This window comes from Leisingera sp. JC11 (assembly GCF_040704725.1).
Lineage (GTDB): Bacteria > Pseudomonadota > Alphaproteobacteria > Rhodobacterales > Rhodobacteraceae > Leisingera.
On sequence record NZ_JBFCVS010000004.1, the window covers coordinates 253,682 to 273,238 of the forward strand.

At 62.3% G+C, this 19,557-nt stretch carries 17 protein-coding genes, 1 pseudogene and 2 riboswitches; of the genes and pseudogenes, 7 read left to right on the top strand and 11 right to left on the bottom strand.

The genetic code is table 11. From position 1 onward, the window contains the following. Positions 1 to 6: 6 nt before the first annotated feature. Genes AB1A62_RS06730 through AB1A62_RS06740 form a run of 3 tightly spaced genes read right to left on the bottom strand, consistent with a single transcriptional unit; the run spans position 7 to position 4,404 of the window. Positions 7 to 1,185, bottom strand: coding sequence for an aminomethyltransferase family protein (locus AB1A62_RS06730; RefSeq protein ID WP_366660757.1), 1,179 nt, complete (start codon positions 1,183 to 1,185; stop codon positions 7 to 9). Continuing rightward, on the bottom strand, positions 1,185 to 2,756 hold the full coding sequence (locus AB1A62_RS06735) for an NAD(P)/FAD-dependent oxidoreductase (protein ID WP_366660758.1): 1,572 nt from the start codon (positions 2,754 to 2,756) through the stop codon (positions 1,185 to 1,187). The genes AB1A62_RS06730 and AB1A62_RS06735 overlap by 1 nt, the downstream gene beginning before the upstream one ends. Before the next feature lie 10 nt (positions 2,757 to 2,766). Then, complete coding sequence (locus AB1A62_RS06740; RefSeq protein WP_366660759.1) at positions 2,767 to 4,404, bottom strand: NAD(P)/FAD-dependent oxidoreductase; 1,638 nt, start codon at positions 4,402 to 4,404, stop codon at positions 2,767 to 2,769. A 149-nt stretch (positions 4,405 to 4,553) separates the two neighbouring features. Here AB1A62_RS06740 and AB1A62_RS06745 point away from each other — a divergent pair, with 149 nt between their 5' ends. Further along, complete coding sequence (locus AB1A62_RS06745; protein WP_366660760.1) at positions 4,554 to 5,210, top strand: TetR family transcriptional regulator C-terminal domain-containing protein; 657 nt, start codon at positions 4,554 to 4,556, stop codon at positions 5,208 to 5,210. Positions 5,211 to 5,496: 286 nt separating this feature from the next. Here the strand turns inward: AB1A62_RS06745 and AB1A62_RS06750 are convergent, their stop codons facing one another. From AB1A62_RS06750 to AB1A62_RS06760, 3 genes are all read right to left on the bottom strand, one after another. After that, the gene (locus AB1A62_RS06750) at positions 5,497 to 7,167 is read right to left on the bottom strand and encodes a BCCT family transporter (protein ID WP_366660761.1); all 1,671 of its coding nucleotides are present in this window, start codon (positions 7,165 to 7,167) and stop codon (positions 5,497 to 5,499) included. 101 nt (positions 7,168 to 7,268) lie between these two features. After that, positions 7,269 to 8,330, bottom strand: a complete 1,062-nt coding sequence (locus AB1A62_RS06755) for a hybrid-cluster NAD(P)-dependent oxidoreductase (protein ID WP_366660762.1) — start codon at positions 8,328 to 8,330, stop codon at positions 7,269 to 7,271. 78 nt (positions 8,331 to 8,408) lie between these two features. Then, positions 8,409 to 9,284: a LysR family transcriptional regulator gene (locus AB1A62_RS06760; RefSeq protein WP_366660763.1), complete on the bottom strand. Its 876-nt coding sequence runs from the start codon at positions 9,282 to 9,284 to the stop codon at positions 8,409 to 8,411. A 126-nt stretch (positions 9,285 to 9,410) separates the two neighbouring features. Between AB1A62_RS06760 and AB1A62_RS06765 the strand changes: the two genes are divergently transcribed. The 5 genes and pseudogenes from AB1A62_RS06765 to AB1A62_RS06785 form a co-directional block, all read left to right on the top strand. Beyond that, entirely contained in the window at positions 9,411 to 10,493 is a 1,083-nt protein-coding gene (locus tag AB1A62_RS06765) for an amidohydrolase family protein (protein ID WP_366660764.1), read from the top strand. A 12-nt stretch (positions 10,494 to 10,505) separates the two neighbouring features. After that, positions 10,506 to 10,859, top strand: coding sequence for a Rieske (2Fe-2S) protein (locus tag AB1A62_RS06770; RefSeq protein WP_366660765.1), 354 nt, complete (start codon positions 10,506 to 10,508; stop codon positions 10,857 to 10,859). Between the two features lie 17 nt (positions 10,860 to 10,876). Then, entirely contained in the window at positions 10,877 to 12,337 is a 1,461-nt protein-coding gene (betB, locus tag AB1A62_RS06775; RefSeq protein ID WP_366660766.1) for a betaine-aldehyde dehydrogenase, read from the top strand. Between the two features lie 12 nt (positions 12,338 to 12,349). Then, the gene (locus tag AB1A62_RS06780) at positions 12,350 to 13,378 is read left to right on the top strand and encodes a putative sulfate exporter family transporter (protein ID WP_366660767.1); all 1,029 of its coding nucleotides are present in this window, start codon (positions 12,350 to 12,352) and stop codon (positions 13,376 to 13,378) included. 456 nt (positions 13,379 to 13,834) lie between these two features. Continuing rightward, positions 13,835 to 14,106: pseudogene (locus AB1A62_RS06785) on the top strand (transposase); the annotation flags it as partial. A 138-nt stretch (positions 14,107 to 14,244) separates the two neighbouring features. On the opposite strand, the gene AB1A62_RS06790 reads toward AB1A62_RS06785, so the two are convergent. From AB1A62_RS06790 to AB1A62_RS06810, 5 genes are read right to left on the bottom strand one after another with little or no spacing between them, the layout of a single operon-like run. Continuing rightward, positions 14,245 to 14,895 carry an ABC transporter ATP-binding protein gene (locus AB1A62_RS06790; RefSeq protein WP_366660768.1) on the bottom strand — a complete coding sequence of 217 codons (651 nt, stop codon included), beginning with the start codon at positions 14,893 to 14,895 and terminating at the stop codon, positions 14,245 to 14,247. Continuing rightward, positions 14,882 to 15,670, bottom strand: coding sequence for a cobalt ECF transporter T component CbiQ (cbiQ, locus tag AB1A62_RS06795; RefSeq protein ID WP_366660769.1), 789 nt, complete (start codon positions 15,668 to 15,670; stop codon positions 14,882 to 14,884). Before cbiQ ends, AB1A62_RS06790 begins: the two co-directional genes overlap by 14 nt. Further along, entirely contained in the window at positions 15,667 to 16,251 is a 585-nt protein-coding gene (locus tag AB1A62_RS06800; protein ID WP_366660770.1) for a cobalt ABC transporter permease, read from the bottom strand. Before AB1A62_RS06800 ends, cbiQ begins: the two co-directional genes overlap by 4 nt. Further along, a complete protein-coding gene (gene cbiM / locus AB1A62_RS06805) occupies positions 16,248 to 16,865 on the bottom strand; it encodes a cobalt transporter CbiM (RefSeq protein WP_366660771.1) in 618 nt (205 codons plus the stop codon). Before cbiM ends, AB1A62_RS06800 begins: the two co-directional genes overlap by 4 nt. A gap of 10 nt (positions 16,866 to 16,875) precedes the next feature. Further along, positions 16,876 to 17,661 (bottom strand): DUF4198 domain-containing protein, encoded by a 786-nt coding sequence (locus tag AB1A62_RS06810; protein ID WP_366660772.1) that lies wholly within the window; start codon positions 17,659 to 17,661, stop codon positions 16,876 to 16,878. A 142-nt stretch (positions 17,662 to 17,803) separates the two neighbouring features. Next, positions 17,804 to 18,019, bottom strand: a riboswitch (cobalamin riboswitch). 278 nt (positions 18,020 to 18,297) lie between these two features. Continuing rightward, positions 18,298 to 18,507, top strand: a riboswitch (cobalamin riboswitch). A 158-nt stretch (positions 18,508 to 18,665) separates the two neighbouring features. Here AB1A62_RS06810 and AB1A62_RS06815 point away from each other — a divergent pair. Then, on the top strand, positions 18,666 to 19,469 hold the full coding sequence (locus tag AB1A62_RS06815; protein WP_366660773.1) for a TonB-dependent receptor plug domain-containing protein: 804 nt from the start codon (positions 18,666 to 18,668) through the stop codon (positions 19,467 to 19,469). Positions 19,470 to 19,557: the final 88 nt, after the last annotated feature.

The following is a 19,557-nucleotide window of genomic DNA, read 5'->3' on the forward strand; positions in this document are numbered from 1 at the left end:
TACGGATTAGAACGGGCGCGGCGGGGTTGCCCGCGCGCGGCTGTTGATAAAGAAGGGCTTGTCTTCAATGGTGACCGGCACCAGCCGCTTGTTCCAATGGCCTTCCTCGTTGACATAGATTTCGGCCCACAGGTCATCGGTGATGCCGTCGCCAAACGGCGCCTTGAACTCGGCCAGCGCAATGTTGCGCTTGGTGGTGGGGGACCAGACGCCAGAGGTCACATGCCCCACCTCTTTCTTTTTCTTGTGGTATATCAGCGCGCCATCCGCCGACTTGAAGCCGCCGATCTCGATCTTGCGCAGGTGGTAGCGCAGGCCGTTCTTTTGCTGGTCCAGCAGCGCCCGGCGGCCGTTGAAGTGGCCCTTTCTGAAATCCACCATCTTGCCGAACCCCAGCTCCAGCGGGCTGCGGCCGCGGCCCAGCCGCATGGCCGTGTGCACCGGCTGGAAGTCGAAGCCCGCGGCGATGAACCCGGCCTCGATCCGGCAGATGTTGAGCGCGTCGAACCCGATCGCCTTCAGCCCCCAGGGGCCGCCTGCCGTCCAAAGCCGATCCCACAGCTCCAGCGCCTTGCCGTTCTGCACCCACAGCTCATAACCCAGATCGCCGGTGAAGCCAGTGCGCGAAACCCACAGATCCGGCTCTATCTCGCGCCAGTCAAAGGGTTTCATCTCCGCGACTGCCTGCAGGCCCGCGTCCTGCAGCAGCGAGAACGACGTGGGGCCTTGCAGCGACAGCGCCGCAATCTCATGGCTCTCGTCTGTGATCTCCGCGTCAAAGCCCCAGGCGGTGTCCAGCAGCCACGTGTACATCGGCTCCTGGCAGCACAGGCGGAAGTCCGTCTCTGAGAAGCGGAACAGGGTGCCGTCGTCGATCACCATGCCTTCTTCATCGCACCACAGGACATATCCGACCCGCCCGTCACGCAGCTTGGCGGCATCGCGCGTCACCAGCCGGTTCACCACCCGCAGCGCATCCGGCCCGGCGATGCGGTACTTGTGCATGGGTGAAATGTCGAACAGGGTGGCCTGATTGCGGATCGCGAAATACTCGAACTCCACCGTGTCCAGCATCGCGGGTGAGACATATCCGGCCCAATTGGTCCAGCTCTTGGCCGTGCTGAGCGCTTGCAGCCGAGGCTGGAACGGGGTTTCAATCAGGCCGATGGGTACATGTTTGGTCATCAGAGAACCCCGTCTTTCAGCAGTTGCATGGCGCTGTTGCGGCCGGCCAGCCCGGTCACGTCGCCGCCCGGATGGGCCCCTGCGCCGCAGAGGTAATAGCCCTCGGGGCCGAAGCGGTAATGCGCCATACCGTTGGCGGGCCGCACCGTCAGGATCTGGTCGACGCCCATTTCCGCATGGTGCCAGTGGCCGCCCGGCGCACCGGTCCGCGCCTCGATGCAGGCAGGGCTGAGCACTTGACTTTCCGTGACCAGTGCACCGATGCCCGGCGCATATTTCTCCAGCGTTGCGATTGTGACGGCTGCCAGCCGTTCACGGGCGGCCTCATCCCAGCCACCCTCCAGCCCGTAGGGAACGGAGCTGACCACAGCCGACAGCACGTGCTGCCCGCCGCCCGCCACTTCTGGATCTGTCAGGCTCGGAATGACGGCCTCGATCACCGGGTTTGCGGGCATTTCGCCGTATTTCGCCGGGTTGAAGGCGCGCTCCACATAGGTGGCGCTGGGGGCAATCAGCAGCCGGCCTGCCGCCAGTTCCAGGCGGAGCCCGGTAAATTCGGGCGCCGCGCTCAGAACCAGATTCACCTTGGCGGCGGCGCCCTTGCAGCGCTGGTTTCGCATCCGCCGCACCGCTTCCACGTCGTAATGCTCCGTACCCGCCAGCATCATCGCGGGCATCGGTCCGGTGTTGCTCAGTACCGCCCGGGCGGAAAGCACGGTGCCGTCCTCCAGCACCACGCCTGCAGCGCGGTCGTTTTCGGTCAATACCCGGGCCACGCCGGTACCGGTGCGGATTTCGGCCCCGGCGGCACGGGCTGCCGCCTCAAACGCTGCCGCAACCGCGCCCATGCCGCCCATCGGCAGCTGCGCGCCGCCGCCCTGCCCCAGCCGGTACATCAGTGTGAACACGGTCCCGGGCGAGCGCGGCCCTGCAAAGGCGCCGCGCACCGCATCCGCCGCCAGCGCGCCCGCCAGCGGTCCGTCCTCGAGGTCGTCCAGGATCAGGTCATAGGCGTTTGACAGCAGCACGCGGAGAAACTCGCGCATGTCCTTCTTGCCCATCCGCTTCAGATCCAGCCCCAGCTTGGCCAGCCCGGCAAGCTCCGTCAGAGTGCCCAGGCTGGCCAGCCCGTCCTCAAGCGAGGGCGGGGACTTGGTTGAAAGCTGCCCCAGCAGCCCGGCAAACAGCGTCAGGCGGCGCATCATTTCGTCAAAGGCTGCGGCCTCCGCGTGAGGCCGGCCGTCTGCCAGCTCCGCCCTGCCGCTGCGGATCACAGTATGATTGCCGTCTTGCGACAGCGAAACGGCGGGCAGGTCCCGCACCTCCAGCGGAACTTTTGCGGTGCCAAGGCCCAGTTCCCTCTTCACCTTGGGATGCAGGTTATACAGCAGATGCGCGATTTCCGGCGCCTGTACCCCGTTTGCAAGTGTGGTGTTGCAGGCCATGCCGCCGACGGTTGCGTTCTTCTCGATCACGCAGACGGATTTGCCCTTGCGGGCCAGTGTCGCAGCAGCGGCAAGCCCGTTGTGGCCGGCGCCGATGACTATTGCGTCGTAGGTTGCTGTGGTCATCATTCGCTCCTCAGGCCGCATAACCGGTCATATTGCCGCCCCGGCCGATGTTGCGCAGGATTTCCCGGGCCGCGTTTGCGCCCGGCGCCGCCATCACCCCACCGCCCGGATGGGCGGAAGAGCCGACGATGTACATGCCGTCAATTGGAGTGTCGTATTGCGCGTAGCCCGGCACCGGGCGGTTGAAGAGCAGCTGGTCAAAGGTCAGCTCGCCCTGGAAGATGTTGCCTTCGGTCAGGCCCACTTCCTGCTCGATGTCCCAGGGCGTGCGAACCTCTGCATGCACGGTCTTGCTGCGGATGTCAGGACAAGCCTGCTCCAGCTTATCAAAGACGCAATCAGCAAAGGCGCCGCGGGTCTGGCCGTTCCAGTTGGTGCCCGTGCGCACGCCGCCGACCTCTAGGTCATAGGGCGCGTACTGCACAAAGACGGTCATCATGTGCTTGCCCGGCGGCGCCATGGTCGGGTCGATCTGGCTAGGGATCAGCATGTCGAAGTACGGATTCTGCGACCAGCGCCCCTCCTTCCAGTCGTCATAGGCGCGCTCCAGCTCGTTCAGGCTTTCGGCGCAATGCAGATCGCCGCGCAGGAAGGGAGCGCCTTTGGGTGCGGCGGGGAAATCCGGCAGCGCATCCAGCGCGATGTTCAACTTGCCCGAGGAGCCGCGTATCTTGAACCGCTTGACCGCCTTCACGAAGTCGCCAGGCAGGTGCCGCTCGCCGGTATGCTGCAGGAAAGTGCGTTTCACATCCATGTTGGAGGCAACGATGGGCGCGTGGTATTCGTCGCCGTTGTCCAGCGCCACCCCGGTCACCCGGCCATTGCTCACCAGAAAACGGTCGACGCCGGAGCCGGTGGCAATTGTGCCGCCCGCCTCCTCGAAACAGGCCCCCAGCGCGTTGGAGATCGCCCCCATGCCGCCGCGGGCAAAGCCCCAGGCCCCGATCGCGCCGTCGACATCGCCCATGTAGTGATGCAACAGCACATAGGCCGTGCCCGGCGAATAGACCCCCAGCCCGGTACCGATGATCCCGGCCCCGGCAATATGCGCCTTGATCAGGTCATTTTCGAAATGCTCGTCCAGAAAATCGCCGATCGACATCGACCAGAAGCGCAGCGTCTCGCCCAGCTCCTTCTTGCCCAGCCCGTGCGCCTGTTTGATCAGGAACAAGAGTTCGCCGATGTCGCGCGGTTTCAGTGAGGTCGGGTCCGGTGCATTGCGCAGCAGGAAGGGCCGGATGAAGCGGCACTGGCGTATTACCGTCTGGCTGAAGCGGTCATAGGCATCCGCATCATGGGCGCTGTGGCGGGAGACTTCCCGGCGCAGTGCGTCATGGTCGGACATATAGGCAAAGTAATCACCATCGCGGCTGAAGCTAGCGCCGCCTTCGTAGGGGATCACCTGCAGCCCGTACTTCGGCAGCTCCAGGTCGCGCACGATTTCGCGGCGCAGCAGCGAACAGACATAGGAGCAGTTTGAGTAAGTCCAACCCTCGTGCAGCGACCGGCTCACCGCTGCACCGCCGATCCAGTCATTCTTTTCCACCACCAGAACCTTCAGCCCGGCTTTGGCCAGGTAGCAAGCCGCAGTCAGCCCATTGTGCCCGGCCCCCGCCACGATGGCGTCATATCTGTCGTGCTGCCCCATGAATCTCTCCTGGTCCGGCTGCTGTTGCTAGGAGCCTAGTGGAGAAGATTTTTCTGGTAAAGTTTTTTTGAGCGCTCAAATAAAAATAATCAAGCTGACAGGCGCAGCGAATTATGGAACAAGGAGGAAAATTGAAGCTTGGATTTGTCATGGTGGCATCGCAGGGCAGCGGCAGGAAGCCGCGCAAGGAACGCAAGGAAAACGCCGACATGCGGCGGCGGCAGATTCTGGATGCAACGCTGAAATCAATTGTTGCCAACGGCTTGGCCAAGACGACGCTGGCTACCGTGGCCAATGAGGCCGGGCTGTCCCAAGGCGTTGCCGTCTTCTACTTCAAGTCCAAGACCGGCATTCTGACTGAGGCGCTGCGGGATCAGTACCAGACGTATGAGGCGCACTGGCAGGCGGCGCTGGACAAGGCGCCCGGGGATCCCGCGGCCCGGCTGCGCACGATCATCGAGGCGGATTTCAGCCCCAAGATTTGCAACCCCAGCGCGCTCGCCATCTGGTTTGCATTCTTCGGAGAGCAAAATTTCGTCCCGCAGTATGCCGAGATTACCAGCGAGTATGAGGAGATACGGTCCAAGATGCTCAGCAGAATCTGCCACCAGCTTGCACCGGACAATCCTGGCAAGGCGGAAATGGCAGGAGGCTGGATTGACTCGCTGACTGACGGCTACTGGCAAAAGCTGCACCTGTTTCCGCACATTTACAGCCGCGAAGGGGCGCTGGAGCAAACGCTGCATTTCCTGCAAACACTGTTTCCCGGCCATGCGGAGGCGTTTCAGGTAAAAGCTGGCGGTTGAGCCAGTTAAAAGCCCTGCAAGCCTCTCAAATTACAAGCAGGGCAATCGAAGAATGAGCGTTTGCGGCTGATTGACGGATCCTGCGTTCGTCTCCGGCACAGATATTGCAGCCGCGTCCGATGCCACTAATAAGGTCGGCAATCTGACGGAAATTTCAGTTTTTCATGGCATTCGGCAGTTTGAGTCGGACGGCACATAACTCTTCCATCCAGGTTCTTCTAAGCCAATGATATTGGTACAGAATGAATTCCGCTGTGCCGGCCCAGGCGGCACAGCGGAGAATGCTTCAGATGCCGCTTTGAGACAATCTGGCCTCGTCTGCCCGCGATGCGCGGATGCTGTCGCGCAGGATTGCCTTGATCAGGGCAATGCACATCAGCGCCATCACCAGCGAGAACGGCAGGGCGCCGATCACCATCGCGGTCTGGATCGCCTTCAGCCCGCCAACCAGCAGAAGCGCTGCGACCACCAGGCCCAGGGCCACGCCCCAGAAGACGATATGCGGGCGCGCCTTGGGGCCTTCGTCGCCGGCCGCGTTGATGGTGTTCACGATCAGCACGGCCGAATCCGCCGAAGTGACCAGATAGGTCATCAGCAGAACCACGATCACCACTGCCATCATCCAGCCCAGCACATCGCCGAGCATGAAGTTGGTCATGGCGAAAATCTTGTCGCCGTCCGATGCGCCGAAGATCACGCCATCGGCGCCGCCGGTCATTTCCAGGTCAATGGCTGTGCCGCCGGCAAAGGCAAACCAGACGAAGCACATGATGGCCGGCACGATCACCGCGCCCAGGACAAACTCGCGGATGGTGCGGCCGCGCGAGATCCGGGCCAGGAACAGGCCGACAAAGGGGGCAAAGGCTACCCACCAGGCCCAGTAGAACACCGACCAGCCGCCCTGCCAGCCTTCCAGCTTGTCTGCAGCGCCGCCGCTGCCGTCGCCGCGGTAGACGGTAAACAGCATCTCCGGCAGGGCCATGACGTATTCCCACAGCCCGACAAACAGGGCTCGGATGCCAAAGCCGGTGGCCCCGAACAGCAGGAAGAAGGCTAGCAGTAAGATCGAAAGCCCCATGTTGAGGTTCGACAGCCATTTGATCCCTTTGCCGACCCCGGAGAGTGCGGAGAGGGTGGAAGCGCCCATGATGATCAGCAGCGCAACGATAATGCCGGTCACCGAGGCGGTGCCCTCATCGTTCAGCAGCCAGCCGCCGACGCCGATCCGCGCCATGCCGGCCACGAATTGCTCGACCCCGAAGCCAAGCGTCTGGGCAACGCCCAGGATGGTGGCAATCACAGCAACAATGTCGATCAGATGCCCGGTCCAGCCCGACAGGCGGCTGCCGAACAGCGGCGTCAGCGAGGAACGGATGGTCAGCGGCAGCCCGCGGCGGTAGGCAAAGAACCCCAGCGCCAGCCCGGCAATCGCATAAGAGGCCCAGGCCGAGAAGCCCCAGTGCAGATAGGACCATTTATAAGCGTTGAGCACATTGTCGGCACCCGCAGCGGTGGCCAGCCCTTGGATCACGTCCGGATTGTTCTGAAAGTGATAGACCGGCTCAGCCACCGCCCAGGTCAGCATGCCGACCCCGATCCCGGCGCCGAACATCATCGAGAACCAGGAGAAATTCGAAAACTCAGGCACGTCGCCGTCCTGCCCGATCTTCAACCGGCCGGCAGCGGGCCACAGCGCCAGGCCGATGCAGACCAGCACAAAAGCGGCCATCACATAGATGTACCAGGAGGCGAAGTGGGACAGGATGAAGCTGTTGAAACCCGACAATACCGATCCAGCGTTCTCCGGGAAGGCCACAGCCCAAAGAACCAGCCCGCCAACCGCAAGCTTGCCGGTGACGGTCACGTCCACGCTGAAACCCGAATAGAAGCCCTTGTCGGCCGTTTTGATTGGAAGATCCCGCAATGGCTCTTCCAGGATCCGGTTTCCGTTAGACATATTTCATCCTCCTTGCTGGTATCATTTTTTTGATTTTGGGGAAGCGGGGGGGCGTCTGGCCGTGAAGGCGGCCTTCTTCAGGCCGCCCTGCTGGTGGTATGTCAGGCGTCGAGCGCCACTGCGCCCTTGGGCCAGCTGCAACAGGCCAGCACATAGCCGGCCTCGGCTTCGCCCGGCTGCAGCCCGCCCATGTCCTGCATTTCGACCTGGCCCTGAGTCAGCACCACCTTGCAGTTGCCGCAGACCCCCTGCTGGCAGGCGGAATCAATCCAGACACCGGCGTTCAGCGCCGCTTCCAGCAGCGTTTCGCCCTCGGCGCAGTGGCCGCTCTTGCCGCTCAGCGAAAAGAACACTTCGCCGCCGGTGCCGGTGGCTTCCTCGATGGTGATCTTCTCGCCAAAGCTTTCTTCGTGAACCGCGGCAAACGGGATTTCGCCGGCAACCGCACGGGCCGCTTTCATAAACCCCTCCGGGCCGCACATGAAGATGCTGCGCTCGGCGTGGTCCGGTACCAGCCGCTGCATCAGCCCTGCCGATATCTGCCCGGTTTCGCCGTCAAAGGCGGGATCATCCGCCGAATCCACCACCAGATGCACGGTCACGTTCCGGAACCGCTTGCCCAGGAACTCCAGCTGGTCGCGGAAAATGATGTCTTTCGGGGAGCGGGCGAAATGCACAAAGACCACATCCTTGGGAAGGGTCACATCGGTGATGTACTGAAGCATCGACATCACCGGGGTGACACCGGAGCCGCCCGACAGCAGCAGAGGCTTTTCGCAGGGGATATCGATCCAGTTGAAGCTGCCGGTAATGTCGGCAATTTCGATTTCGGCACCGGGCCGGACCTCATCGTTCAGGTAGTTCGACACCAGCCCGCCCGGCACCCGCTTGACGGTGACCTGGATATTGTGCGGGCGGGTCGGGGTGGAGGAGATCGAATAGGCGCGCACATGGGTTTTGCCGCCGATCCGGAAACTGAAGGTCACGTACTGCCCCGGCTTGAAATCAAAGCTGCGGCTCTGGGTGTCCTCGAAGACAAAGGTCTTGCTGTCGTGCGTCTCTTCGATCACGGCCTTGCAGATCAGCGTTGCCGGCCCGCCCGAATAGCAGGGCTGAGAGTTTGCTGAGCTCAGGGAAAACGGGCTTTCGGTAGCGATGAGCATGGTACGGGGACCTCCACGATTGAATTCGTGGGAAGATACCCGGCACCCGTCCCGGAAAAATGCATCAGAAATGCCTCTTTAATCGAAATTGTCGATGGTACGTGTCTGAATCAACTTCTGAAAGAGTGAGATAGCCTGCGCTGCAAGCGGATCATGGCGTTTGCGGCTGTGGACGATGGAGTAAAGCGGCTGCGGTATGACCGGCGCCCCTTCGACCAGCTGCAGGCCGGGGACGGTTTCCATCAGGCCGGGCACAGACAAGCTGGGCAGATAGGCGGTGCCGCCATCTGCTTTCAAGAAGTCCACCGCCAGATCATCGCTGCCAACCACCGTCTGGACATGCACCAGATTCGGAAACAGTTCATCGTGCTGGCGGTCGAAATAGGAGGTGTAGGCCACCTTGATATAGCGGGTCCAATCCACCTCGAGGAACCTGCTGCAATCGGTTGACAGCATCACATAGTTTTCCGAGCCGAACTCGGCCACATGCACGTCCGGGTACTGCTGCGGTGCGAACACGATTCCGATGTCTGCTTCTCCCGTCAGAATATCACGCTGAATTTGCTGTGAAAAATTCGCCTCAAGATAGAGGTCCAGTTTCGGCACCTGCGCCCGGATCTGCTTGGCCCAGTCCACCAGAACGGATTGCGCCAGGCTGAACTGGACCGAAACCCTGAGCCGCGGGCGGCTGAGCCCCGGCCCCGCCGAAACATCGCGCTTGGCGAGGCTCCATGCCGCCAGCAACGACCGGCAATGTGTTTCGAACCGCCGCCCCGCGGCAGTCGGATCAGCCCCGCCGCGGCCGCGTTCGAAAAGGCGTGTGCCCAGTTCGTCCTCCAGCTGCCGGATCCGGGCGCTGACGGTGGACTGGGTGACATTCAGCCTCTCGGCGGTGCGGTTGAAGTTCCGGGTTTCCAGAACATCCATGTAGGTGAGAAGCAGCTGCCGGTTCATTCAATCATTATTTCCGATTAAAAGAGGTATATCAATTGCATTTATTCGCCGATCCCCGGTTCTTATCAAGGCCGCGCAGACATTGCCCACAGCCCGTCCGGCTTGGACAAGCGAGAGGAGAAGCGCATGTTTATTGTCGATTGCGACTGCCACAACTACTGGTGCAGCGCCACGGTCCTGGAACCGTATATGGAAGGCCTTTTCAAGGACATGTTCGTCCGCGGCGAGCGCACCGGCCCGCGCGGCGCCTTCCCGCACGGCCACCGCCCCTGGTTCCATCCCGAAGGCTTTGCCCGCCATGACGTCAACCCGGTCGAGGAAGACGACAACTACCTGATCATGAAGGAAAAGCACCTCGACAAATACAATATCGACGTGGCGATCCTGACCGGCGACGAGCCGATCGAAGCCTCCACTCTGGCCAACCCCCATTACGCCAACGCGCTGTGCAAGGCCTACAACGACTACATGATCGACTATTGGCTGCCCAAGGACGACCGATTCTGGGGCTCGATCGTGGTGGCACCCCAGGACCCGCATCTGGCCGCTGCCGAAATCCGCCGCGTGGGCAGCCATCCGCGCATCGTGCAGGTGCTGGTCAGCCACGGCGCCGCGCGCCCCTACGGCGACCCGTTCTACCACCCGATCTATGAAGCCTGCGCCGAGATGGGCCTGCCGTTTGCCATGCACCTGGGCGGCCAGGGCGGCATCAACTCGACCCCGATCGGGGCCGGCCCCTCGACCTTCTTCTGGGAAACCCACGCCATCCTGCCGCAGACTGCGATGACCCATATGGCGAGCCTGATCGCCAATGGCGTGTTCGAGAAATGGCCGTCCCTGAAGGTGGTTGTGATCGAATGCGGCGTTGCTTGGGTGCCGTCGGTGCTGTGGCGGCTGGACGCAAACTACAAGGCACTGCGCAAGGAAACGCCGTGGCTCAAGCGGCTGCCGTCGGAATACTTCAAGGACCACTTCCGCTTCTCGACCCAGCCGCTGGAGCAGCCGGAGAACATCCAGCACCTGTGGGCGACGCTGGAAGCGATGGACGGCGAGAACACCCTGATGTTCGCCTCGGACTACCCGCATTGGGACTATGACGACGTGAACAAGCTGCATGTGCCGCCGGCATGGCGCGAGAAGATCTTCGGCCTTAACGCGCTGGACGTCTACACCCGCCTGCCGCGCCCGGCAGCGCAGGCCGCTGAATAAGGAGACCCTGACATGACTACCAAGCATTTTGCCTGCAAGGCAGACGAGGTTCCGCAGGGCGCGGCCAAGATCGTCACCGTCTCCAACATGCCGATCGGCGTGTTCCGGCTGGAGGACGGCTTCCATGCGCTGCTGAACATCTGCCCGCACAAGGGTGCGGCGCTGTGCGAAGGGCCGGTCTGCGGCACCACCAAGGAAACCGATTCAACCGAGTTCGTCTATGACCGCGCGGGCGAGATCGTCCGCTGCGCCTGGCACGGCTGGGAGTTCGACATCCGCTCGGGCGAGTTCCTGGTGGACCCCTCGGTGAAGACCCGCCGTTTCGACGTCTCCGTCGAAGGCGGCGACCTCTACGTCCACATCTGACCATCAGGAGCGCCAGCATGACGCAATACCCGTGCCAGCCCGAAGCCTCCCACTATATCGGCGGGGCCTACCTGGAAGACGCCGCTGGCGCTCCGTTCGACTGCATCAACCCGGCAACGGGTGAAGTGATCGCCCGTTTGAATGGCGCCTCCCCGTCCATAATCGAACGGGCTGTGGCCTGCGCACGCGATGCGCAGGCCATTTGGGCCGCGACGCCGCCCGCCGAACGCGGCCGCGTGCTGCGCCGGGCCGCGGATATCATCCGGGCCCGGAACGAAGAACTGTCGGTTCTGGAAACCCTGAATACCGGCAAGCCAATTTCCGAAACCCGGGTGGCTGATGCCGCGAGCGGCGCCGACTGCCTGGAGTATTTCGGCTGCCAGGCCGCCACATTGACTGCCGACCACATCCCGCTGGGCGGCGACTGGGCCTATACGCTGCGCGAACCGCTGGGCGTCTGCCTCGGCATCGGCGCCTGGAACTATCCGATCCAGATTGCCTGCTGGAAGGCCGCCCCGGCGCTGGCCTGCGGCAACGCGATGATCTTCAAGCCCTCCGAACTCACGCCGCTGACCGCGCTGAAACTGGCGGAAATCCTGACTAAGGCCGGCGCCCCGCCGGGCCTGTTCAATGTGGTGCAAGGTCAGCGCGACACCGGCGCCGCGCTGACCACCCACCCCGGTATCGACAAGGTGTCGCTCACCGGCTCGGTGCCCACCGGCCGGGCGGTGGCCGCGGCCGCCGCTGGGCAGATGAAGCACATCACCATGGAGCTTGGCGGTAAATCCCCGCTGCTGGTCTTTGATGACGCCGACATCGACAGCGCTGTGTCGGGCGCCATTCTCGGCAATTTCTATTCCACCGGCCAGATCTGCTCCAACGCCACCCGCGTGTTCGTGCAGAAGGGAATCAAGGAGGCTTTCCTGGCCCGCCTCGCCGAACGTACTGCAAAGATTCGGATCGGCGACCCGATGGATCCCGGCACGCAGATTGGACCACTGGTAAGCGCCGCGCAGGCCGACAAGGTGAACAGCTACATCACTGCCGCCGAGGGCGAGGGCGCCACCCGCGTCACCCTGCCGCTGCCGCTGCCCGAAGGCCCGGCCTGGGTCAGCCCGGTGGTTTTTGCCGACGTGATCGACGGCATGGCCATCGCCCGCGAAGAAATTTTCGGCCCGGTGATGTCGGTGCTGGATTTCGACAGTGAAGATGAGGCTGTGGCCCGCGCCAACAGCACCGAGTTCGGCCTTGCTGCCGGGGTTTTCACCCGTGATCTCGCCCGCGGCCACCGTGTTGTGTCGCGCCTCAAGGCGGGCACCTGCTGGATCAATGCCTATAACCTGACTCCAATCGAAATGCCCTTCGGGGGTGTCGGCCAATCCGGCATCGGGCGGGAAAACGCCCGTGCGGCGATCGAGCACTTCAGTCAGCTGAAGTCCGTTTACGTTGCCATGTCTCCCTTCGAAAACGACTACTGAGCAGAGACTGCAATGCTGGCACAGCTGAACCGCGCCGCCTTCGGGCGGCCCTCTCCCCTGTTGTCGTATACCCGCTCCCTCTACCCCGGCGTCGCGCTGGCGGCGGTGATCGGGCTGGCGGCGCTGTTCCTGTCGGAGCATTACAGCGCGCCGGTCATGCTGCTGGCACTGCTGATCGGCATGGTCTTCAACCCGCTGGCCGAGGAGGCGGCTGTGGCACCGGGCATCACCTTCTCTTCCAAACCGCTGCTGCGCGCCGGGGTGGCCCTGCTGGGGGTGCGGGTCAGCCTGAGCGATATCGCCTCTCTCGGCGTGGCGGGCTTTGGCGCCATTGCCGGGCTTCTGGGCGGCACCATCCTGCTGGGCCTGCTGCTGTCGCGCCGGGATTGGCAATCCGGCGTTCTGACCGGCGGCGCGGTGGCAATCTGCGGCGCTTCGGCGGCGCTGGCGATTTCGGCCTGCCTTCCTAAGAGCAAGGCATTGGAGCAGGAGACGCTGTTCACGGTGGTCGCGGTCACCGCCCTGTCGACGCTGGCGATGATCGTCTATCCGGTAGCGCTGGTGCAGTTTGGCTTCAGCGAGGCGCAAACGGCCTTTGTCCTGGGGGCCTCAATCCATGACGTCGCACAGGTCGTCGGTGCCGGGCTGACGGTTTCGGAAGAAACTGCGGAATTGGCCACTTTGGTAAAAATGGTCCGGGTCAGCCTGCTGCCGCTTGTGCTCTGCGTTCTGATCCTGACCGTCTCGGCAGCGGGCAAACGGGACAGGACGCAAAAGATCCCGGTGCCCGGGTTCCTGATTGTCTTCTTTGCCCTTGCCATTCTGGCTAACGCTCGGGTGCTAAACGAGGAAATGGCAGATTTTGCCGCGGGCGCGTCCAAATGGCTGCTGATCATTGCGATTTCGGCTCTCGGCGCCAAGACTTCGCTGCGCAGCCTTGCCAGCGCAGGCGGCGCAAAGGTGATCCGGATCGGCGGGCTGACACTGGCGCTGTTGGCAGCTTCTGCCCTATGCGCCTGCTTTCTGCCCGGTCTTTTCTGATCTTTCTGCGGCTCGCAACATTTCTGCTTGGTTCGGTCCGCATCCACGGTCAGGACTGAGGCTTGGCGGATCAGGATACTGTTCGTGCAGGCGCCTTCCGCATTGGATGAGCCAGGGCAAAGATCTCCTCCACCGGCGGAAGGCCAAAGATACGGTCAGGATATTGCGCCACCAGCCCGCCGAAACGGCTTTGCGCGCCGGCGCGCAGCCCGTCATGGTCAACACCGGGAATGATGCCTCCTGCATCAAGATGCGGCCGTCGACCACAACCGTCCGCACGTCGCGGCCGGAGCCGTTCAGGAGAGCTCTCTGGACTGGATCAATGACCTGCCCGATGGCCGGATCATCCAGGCCAATGACGGTGATGTCCGCCCGCGCCCCGGGGGAGCCTGATCTGACTGGTCCGGTTTGATTGTTAATGCATGGCTGGCCTTTGGCCCATCGGGACGATGGTTTCTGAGCAATTTGCCGAAGATCGACTGGCCGCTCGGAGACCGGGTATACGATTCCGACCGGTTCAGAGAAGCGTTGAAAGACAAAGGGATACGCGCGTGATCCCGGGCCGGCAGCAGCGCAAGATCACAGTTCGATAGTAAAAGCTCCGCCAAAAGCGGCTCAATCGGGCCGAAACCATGTTCGGCAGGCTCAAGGACTAGCGGCGTGCGGCAACCCGCTACGGCAGACACCCCAAGGTCTTCGTCTCCGCCATCGCACTCGCAGCACTGTTATCTACAAGCTTGGAAACACAATGTGTCCAGAGCCCAGGTCAACTGTTCTGGCTTTCGCAGGCTCATTTGGATGACAGAAACATGATTGGCAGCAACGGTGCTTGTTGGCCCCCGACGCGCCCCGGATACCCGTGTGTCCTAAACCCGTACGAGTTCCCGGTCCTTCAAGTGATACTCTTTAGGGGCAACCTGTGCGCGGAACTCCGGGTCGTGGCTGACCAGCAGGATCGCCTGGTCCAACCCCTTCAGGATTTCTGTCAGCCGCGCGTAGTTGCTTGGGTCCAGCGCGTTCGTCGGCTCATCAAGAATGAGCACGTCCGGCTCCATGGCCAGCACCGTGGCCAGTGTCACCAGCCGTTTCTCGCCACCCGACAGCTTGTGAGTGACCCGGTCGCGCAGGTGCATCAGCCCCAGGCGGGACAGCACAGCGTCAACGATGGCCAGGGCCTCCTGCTTGGACTTGCCCAGGTTCAGCGGGCCGAAGGCCACATCCTCGGCCACTGTCGGGCAGAAAAGCTGGTCATCGGCGTCCTGAAAGACAAAACCTACGCGGCGGCGCATCTCATGAAAATCCGCTTCGCTGCTGCAAGGTTTTCCAAATGCCGCGACGGTACCGCTGGCCGGGGCAATCAGCCCCATGATGATTTTCAGGAGCGTCGATTTTCCGGCTCCGTTCGGTCCGACGATCGACAGCCGCTCCCCCGCGTTTAGCTGCATCGACACGCCTTCCAGAACCGGGTCCAGCCCCGGATAGGCAAAGTGGATGTTGTTCAGATCAAGAAGCAGCATAGATGGCCTCGGCCCAGATCAGGGCAGCAAGAGCGGCGGTAAGAGCCGCGGCAAACAACAGGTCGGACCTGCCCAGGCGGAAGTCTTCCAGCAGGATGATGCGGCCGGAGAACCCCCGGCACTTCATCGCTGCCAGAATGCGTTCCGACCGCTCGATGGCGCGCACCAGCATCATACCCACCAGATAGCCGTAGCTGCGGTAGGTGTGCCAGTTTGTTCCGGGGCGGAAACCGCGCAGTTTCATCGACGTGCGCAGACGCTGGTATTCCTCGCGCAGGACATCGATGTAGCGGATGGTGAACATCATCAGATGCACCAGCCGTTCCGGCGTCTTGAGGGCAAACAGCGCATGCCCCATGGTCACGGGTTCCATAGACCCAACCAGCGTCATGACCGCCAGGATGACGGCATTTGCAGTCAGGGCAATCTCGGCCGCGCGCCGCAGGCCTTCCCAGCTTGCTTCCAGCCCCCAAACGGAAAAGACCGGTGTGCCGGGTATGGTGAACGGCAGCAGCACCAGCATGAAGATGATGAAACTGTCCATCATCGCCATCCGTTTCAGCGTTTTCCGGGGCGGCAGGCCGGAGTAGGCCAGCAGCCACATCGACAGGCCAAGCGCGGCCGACAGCACCCAAAGATTGCTGAGGGAGACCACCACCACAGCATAGACCGCGGTCATCACGATGCGCATCCGAGGATCAAGCGTGGTAACTTTGGCCCGGAAGGCGCCGATGCCGCTGAGCGGTTTTTCGTCGCCAGTCAGAACATAGGTCATTCGATGCTGCCGATCTTGCGCCGTGCGGCGATGTAGAAGCCCAGCCCGAACAGGCCAAAGATGTAGCCGATGCCGCCAAGCACCGACTGAAAATCCGACTTGTTCTTGAACGCGGTCAGCTCCTGCCGGAGCGGGCGCAATTCATTGCGCATCATGGCGGCAAGCTCAGCGCGGGCTTGGTCGGACAGGCCTGCAGCCGTGGCAGCCGACGGGATTGCAGCGGTGCTGGCCGCTGCAGGCGCCGCTGCGCTCGGGCTTTGCCCCATGATCTGTGCGACCTCTGCGGCGTCCATGATTGCCTCGGCGACATGGCCGGCGCCAAGGTCGCCGCGAAAGATATGCGTCACTGGCTCTGACGGGGTGAACAGAAAGAAACCGTCGGTGTCTGTCCTGGTTTCGCCCAGTTTGCCGCCAGCTTGGTCAAAAACCTCTATCAGCAAGTCCGGCGCCATTTCACCATTGGAAAAGCCAACCTCGCCCTCAATGTCCGATCCCGAGGGAAACACAGCGGAAATCACGTTGTGCGCCAATGCCGGCAGCGGCGCCAGCAGGGCGAGGATCAAAACGCAGGAGCGGATCATGCCAAGCTTCCTTTCGTGTCACCAAACAGCTCGGGCTTGACCCGCCGGGCCAGGAAAATGGCGGCGCCGGTCAGCAGCGCTTCGATGACCATCACCGGGATGTGGGAAAAAAACACAAGCTTGGCTGCCAGGATAAATTCATCGCCTGACAGCATCAGAGAAACTGCGACAGCGAGGGTCGTGGCAGCAATCGCTGCGCCGCCGCCGATGCCGCCCCAGATCGCTCCCTGCAGGGGAGAGCCGCGCGCCACCAGCGGCCGGAACATCAGCCCAACGAGAACTGCAGGCAATGCGATATTGACGGCGTTAACACCCAGGACAGTCAGTCCGCCAAAGCCAAAGAACACCGCTTGCAGCAGCAGGCCGACAAACAGGGCCGGAAACGCGGCCCAGCCCAGGACAAGCCCCGCCAGCCCGTTCAGGATCAGGTGAACCGAACTGGGGCCGATCGGGACATGGATCAGCGAGGCCACAAAGAAACTGGCCGACAGAACCCCCGCCGCCGGAATTCGCTCCAGCGGCAGGCTGCGCAGACCCATCGCAATACCGCCGACGGCGGCAACCGCGCCGCCGATCACAACCGGGTTCGACAGTGCGCCGTCTACGATATGCATCGGTCTACTTTCACTTGAGCTCTTCAGCACGGATCCACAGCACAGCATCCTGGCTGAGTTCCTTGCCGTCGTGCTCGGTCGCCGGACCGGAACCCAAGGCCGCAAAGCCCCAGTAGCCTGCCTTCGGAATGCCGAAGGAGAACACGCCGTTCTGGTCGGCGATGGCAACAATCGCGCCGCCCGGCATTTCACCCACGGAGGGGCTGGTGGTGGAGAATTTCTCCAGGTCCGGTTCAGCCGCCATGAATTCGACTTCGATTTCGGCACCGGGAACCGGCTTGCCGTCTGCCAGAACCTGACCGGAGAAGGTGGAGCCGACGATCACGTTGTAGGGCTTGTTCAGCGGCAGGATCTCGGTGGCCAGGCCCACCGGCTGGTCCCAGTCGGTGGGCAGAGTATTCCGGTTCAGCACCACCTTGGAGATCTGCTGGATGTAAATGTCTTCGCTTTCCTCGTAATAGGGCGAGGGCACGGTCACCACGACATAGTCGCCGGAGCGTTTCACCGGCACGGACGCCTTGTAGGCCGAAGCTTCGTTCTCAGCACCCTTGAAGGTGGCGGGCTCCAGGCGGTCCGACAGGTCGGTCTTTTCGCCCTTGTGGATCATGAAGAATTCTTCCGGCGTGCCCATGTCCATGGCGTGGCCATTGGACATCGGATGCCAGAAGACCAGGCCCATCGGCACGTCGCCCGGCTTCTCGATCAGCGCGCTTTCGGTGTAGTTCAGCTGGAAATGCGCCGACGCGGCGGCCGGCAGGGAAACGGCCAGGGCTGCGGCCAGATAGTTCAGTTTCATTTCGTCCTCATTCGACGACGCAGGCACACCTGCAATCAGGAATGAACAACGGGGAGTAGCGGCACGGAAACGCCTGAACGGCACACGCGCCAGACGCGCACCCCGGCGTCCGGTGGAAAAGGGCAGAACCCCCGCAAGCGGAGCCTCAGTCCTCGCGTCCGGCAGGTCTCCTGACTCGCGGGTCCTGGTTCGGCTGGCCTTCCCGGGGATGTTCCCAGTGGCGTTTTCAGCGTCACTCACCGCTCACAGTTGCGGGGGCAGTCACGGATTTGGTCCCTTTTGGGTACGCCGCACCGTGTTCCCTATTTCTTCCGCTGCGCATTGAAACACTCGCGGAACCGGTCACCTTGGCTGAATGACAAAACGGAATTTCCGAGTCAAGAGAATCGTCTTCAGGACATCAGCGGGTTTGGCGTGGAAGATTTTGGCTGCGGCTGCGCTGCGCTGATCAACAGACGGGCATGTTTCGATCAAAGGATCAAGCAATGGCCGCTGCCTTTCGCAACTTGTTGAGTGCTTTATCAATCGTCATCACACAAAACATGGCAAAGCGGCTTTGGCGTTATGGATGCCAGCCCGGGACCATTTGTACTCAGGTGGCGAATTCTCCCGCTTGACAGAATGAGTTCAGTTTGCCTAAGTCCCGGCCATTCTGGTCCGGCTGGGAGACCACCCGGTTAAAAGGGAACACGGTGAGGTGTAGCCAACAGGCGCCGAATCCGTGACTGCCCCCGCAACTGTGAGCGGAGAGCAATGCTGCGATATGCCACTGCCCCGAGGGGCGGGAAGGCGCGGCAAAGCCTCGACCCGCGAGTCAGGAGACCTGCCAGGATGATCACCCTGTCCGGGTGCGGGGCGCGCCAAGGACAACGGACTTCCGTAGTGGTGGCAGTTTTCACCGTCTGCGGGGGCAATGCCTTCCAAAGACCCAAATTTTGAACGTGCTGCCCGGCATGGGCAGCCGCTTGGCCTGTGCTTGCTGCGCGGGCCGGGAGGAATGGAATATGCGCAAGGCAAGCCTGTCCCTGGCCGCGGCCCTGGCCGCCGCACCTGTAATCGCAACCGCCCAGGATGACGAGGTCACCGATCTGGGAGAGATCATCGTCTCCGGCGGCTTTACGCCGGTCGAGGCCCAGAAGTACGGCCGCTCAGCCACTGTCGTAACCAGCGAAGAAATCGAGAAACGCGGCATCACAACCGTTCAGGACGCGCTGCGTTCAGTGCCCGGCCTGATGGTGAGCGGCTCCGGCGACAGCTTTACCCAGGTCCGCATCCGCGGCGCAGAAGCCAATCACACGCTGATCCTGATCGACGGCGTCGAAGCCTCGGGCGGTGACAGCGAGTACATTCTGTCCGGCCTGGACACTGCCAATATCGAGCGGATCGAAGTCCTGCGCGGCCCGCAATCGGTGTTCTACGGCTCCAACGCTTCGGCCGGTGTGATCAACATCATCACCAAGTCCGGCGGCATCGGCACGGAATACGGCGGCAGCGTGGAAGCGGGGTCCGACGGCTACCGGGCCTCGGCCCGGGTTTCGTCGCGGACCGAACGCGGCGGTATCGCCTTCAGCTTCGCCCATGACAATGACGACGGCTATGACACCTCGGGCGATGGCGGTGAAGAAGACGGCATCCGCCGCAATACACTGCAACTGAAAGGCGACTATCTGGTTACCGACCGGCTGAAGCTTGGCTTCAACTTCCGCACCTCGGATGAACGCTATGACAGCGACCGCACCTCCTTCACCGCAACGGATGCGGCCAGCTATTGGAGTGCCCCATCTGAATTGGCCCACCGTTATGTTTAGGAAACGGAGGACTGAGAATGGCGAACAAGCGACACAAGCCTGAGGAAATAGTTCAGAAGCTGCGGCAGGTTGATGTGCTTGTCGGCCA

What these genes read in the sequence shown, in the direction of transcription:
- AB1A62_RS06730 (WP_366660757.1), bottom strand. Translation starts at nt 1,185, where the DNA reads ATGACCAAACATGTACCCATCGGCCTGATTGAAACCCCGTTCCAGCCT.
- AB1A62_RS06735 (WP_366660758.1), bottom strand. Translation starts at nt 2,756, where the DNA reads ATGACCACAGCAACCTACGACGCAATAGTCATCGGCGCCGGCCACAAC.
- AB1A62_RS06740 (WP_366660759.1), bottom strand. Translation starts at nt 4,404, where the DNA reads ATGGGGCAGCACGACAGATATGACGCCATCGTGGCGGGGGCCGGGCAC.
- AB1A62_RS06745 (WP_366660760.1), top strand. Translation starts at nt 4,554, where the DNA reads ATGGTGGCATCGCAGGGCAGCGGCAGGAAGCCGCGCAAGGAACGCAAG.
- AB1A62_RS06750 (WP_366660761.1), bottom strand. Translation starts at nt 7,167, where the DNA reads ATGTCTAACGGAAACCGGATCCTGGAAGAGCCATTGCGGGATCTTCCA.
- AB1A62_RS06755 (WP_366660762.1), bottom strand. Translation starts at nt 8,330, where the DNA reads ATGCTCATCGCTACCGAAAGCCCGTTTTCCCTGAGCTCAGCAAACTCT.
- AB1A62_RS06760 (WP_366660763.1), bottom strand. Translation starts at nt 9,284, where the DNA reads ATGAACCGGCAGCTGCTTCTCACCTACATGGATGTTCTGGAAACCCGG.
- AB1A62_RS06765 (WP_366660764.1), top strand. Translation starts at nt 9,411, where the DNA reads ATGTTTATTGTCGATTGCGACTGCCACAACTACTGGTGCAGCGCCACG.
- AB1A62_RS06770 (WP_366660765.1), top strand. Translation starts at nt 10,506, where the DNA reads ATGACTACCAAGCATTTTGCCTGCAAGGCAGACGAGGTTCCGCAGGGC.
- betB (WP_366660766.1), top strand. Translation starts at nt 10,877, where the DNA reads ATGACGCAATACCCGTGCCAGCCCGAAGCCTCCCACTATATCGGCGGG.
- AB1A62_RS06780 (WP_366660767.1), top strand. Translation starts at nt 12,350, where the DNA reads ATGCTGGCACAGCTGAACCGCGCCGCCTTCGGGCGGCCCTCTCCCCTG.
- AB1A62_RS06790 (WP_366660768.1), bottom strand. Translation starts at nt 14,895, where the DNA reads ATGCTGCTTCTTGATCTGAACAACATCCACTTTGCCTATCCGGGGCTG.
- cbiQ (WP_366660769.1), bottom strand. Translation starts at nt 15,670, where the DNA reads ATGACCTATGTTCTGACTGGCGACGAAAAACCGCTCAGCGGCATCGGC.
- AB1A62_RS06800 (WP_366660770.1), bottom strand. Translation starts at nt 16,251, where the DNA reads ATGATCCGCTCCTGCGTTTTGATCCTCGCCCTGCTGGCGCCGCTGCCG.
- cbiM (WP_366660771.1), bottom strand. Translation starts at nt 16,865, where the DNA reads ATGCATATCGTAGACGGCGCACTGTCGAACCCGGTTGTGATCGGCGGC.
- AB1A62_RS06810 (WP_366660772.1), bottom strand. Translation starts at nt 17,661, where the DNA reads ATGAAACTGAACTATCTGGCCGCAGCCCTGGCCGTTTCCCTGCCGGCC.
- AB1A62_RS06815 (WP_366660773.1), top strand. Translation starts at nt 18,666, where the DNA reads ATGCGCAAGGCAAGCCTGTCCCTGGCCGCGGCCCTGGCCGCCGCACCT.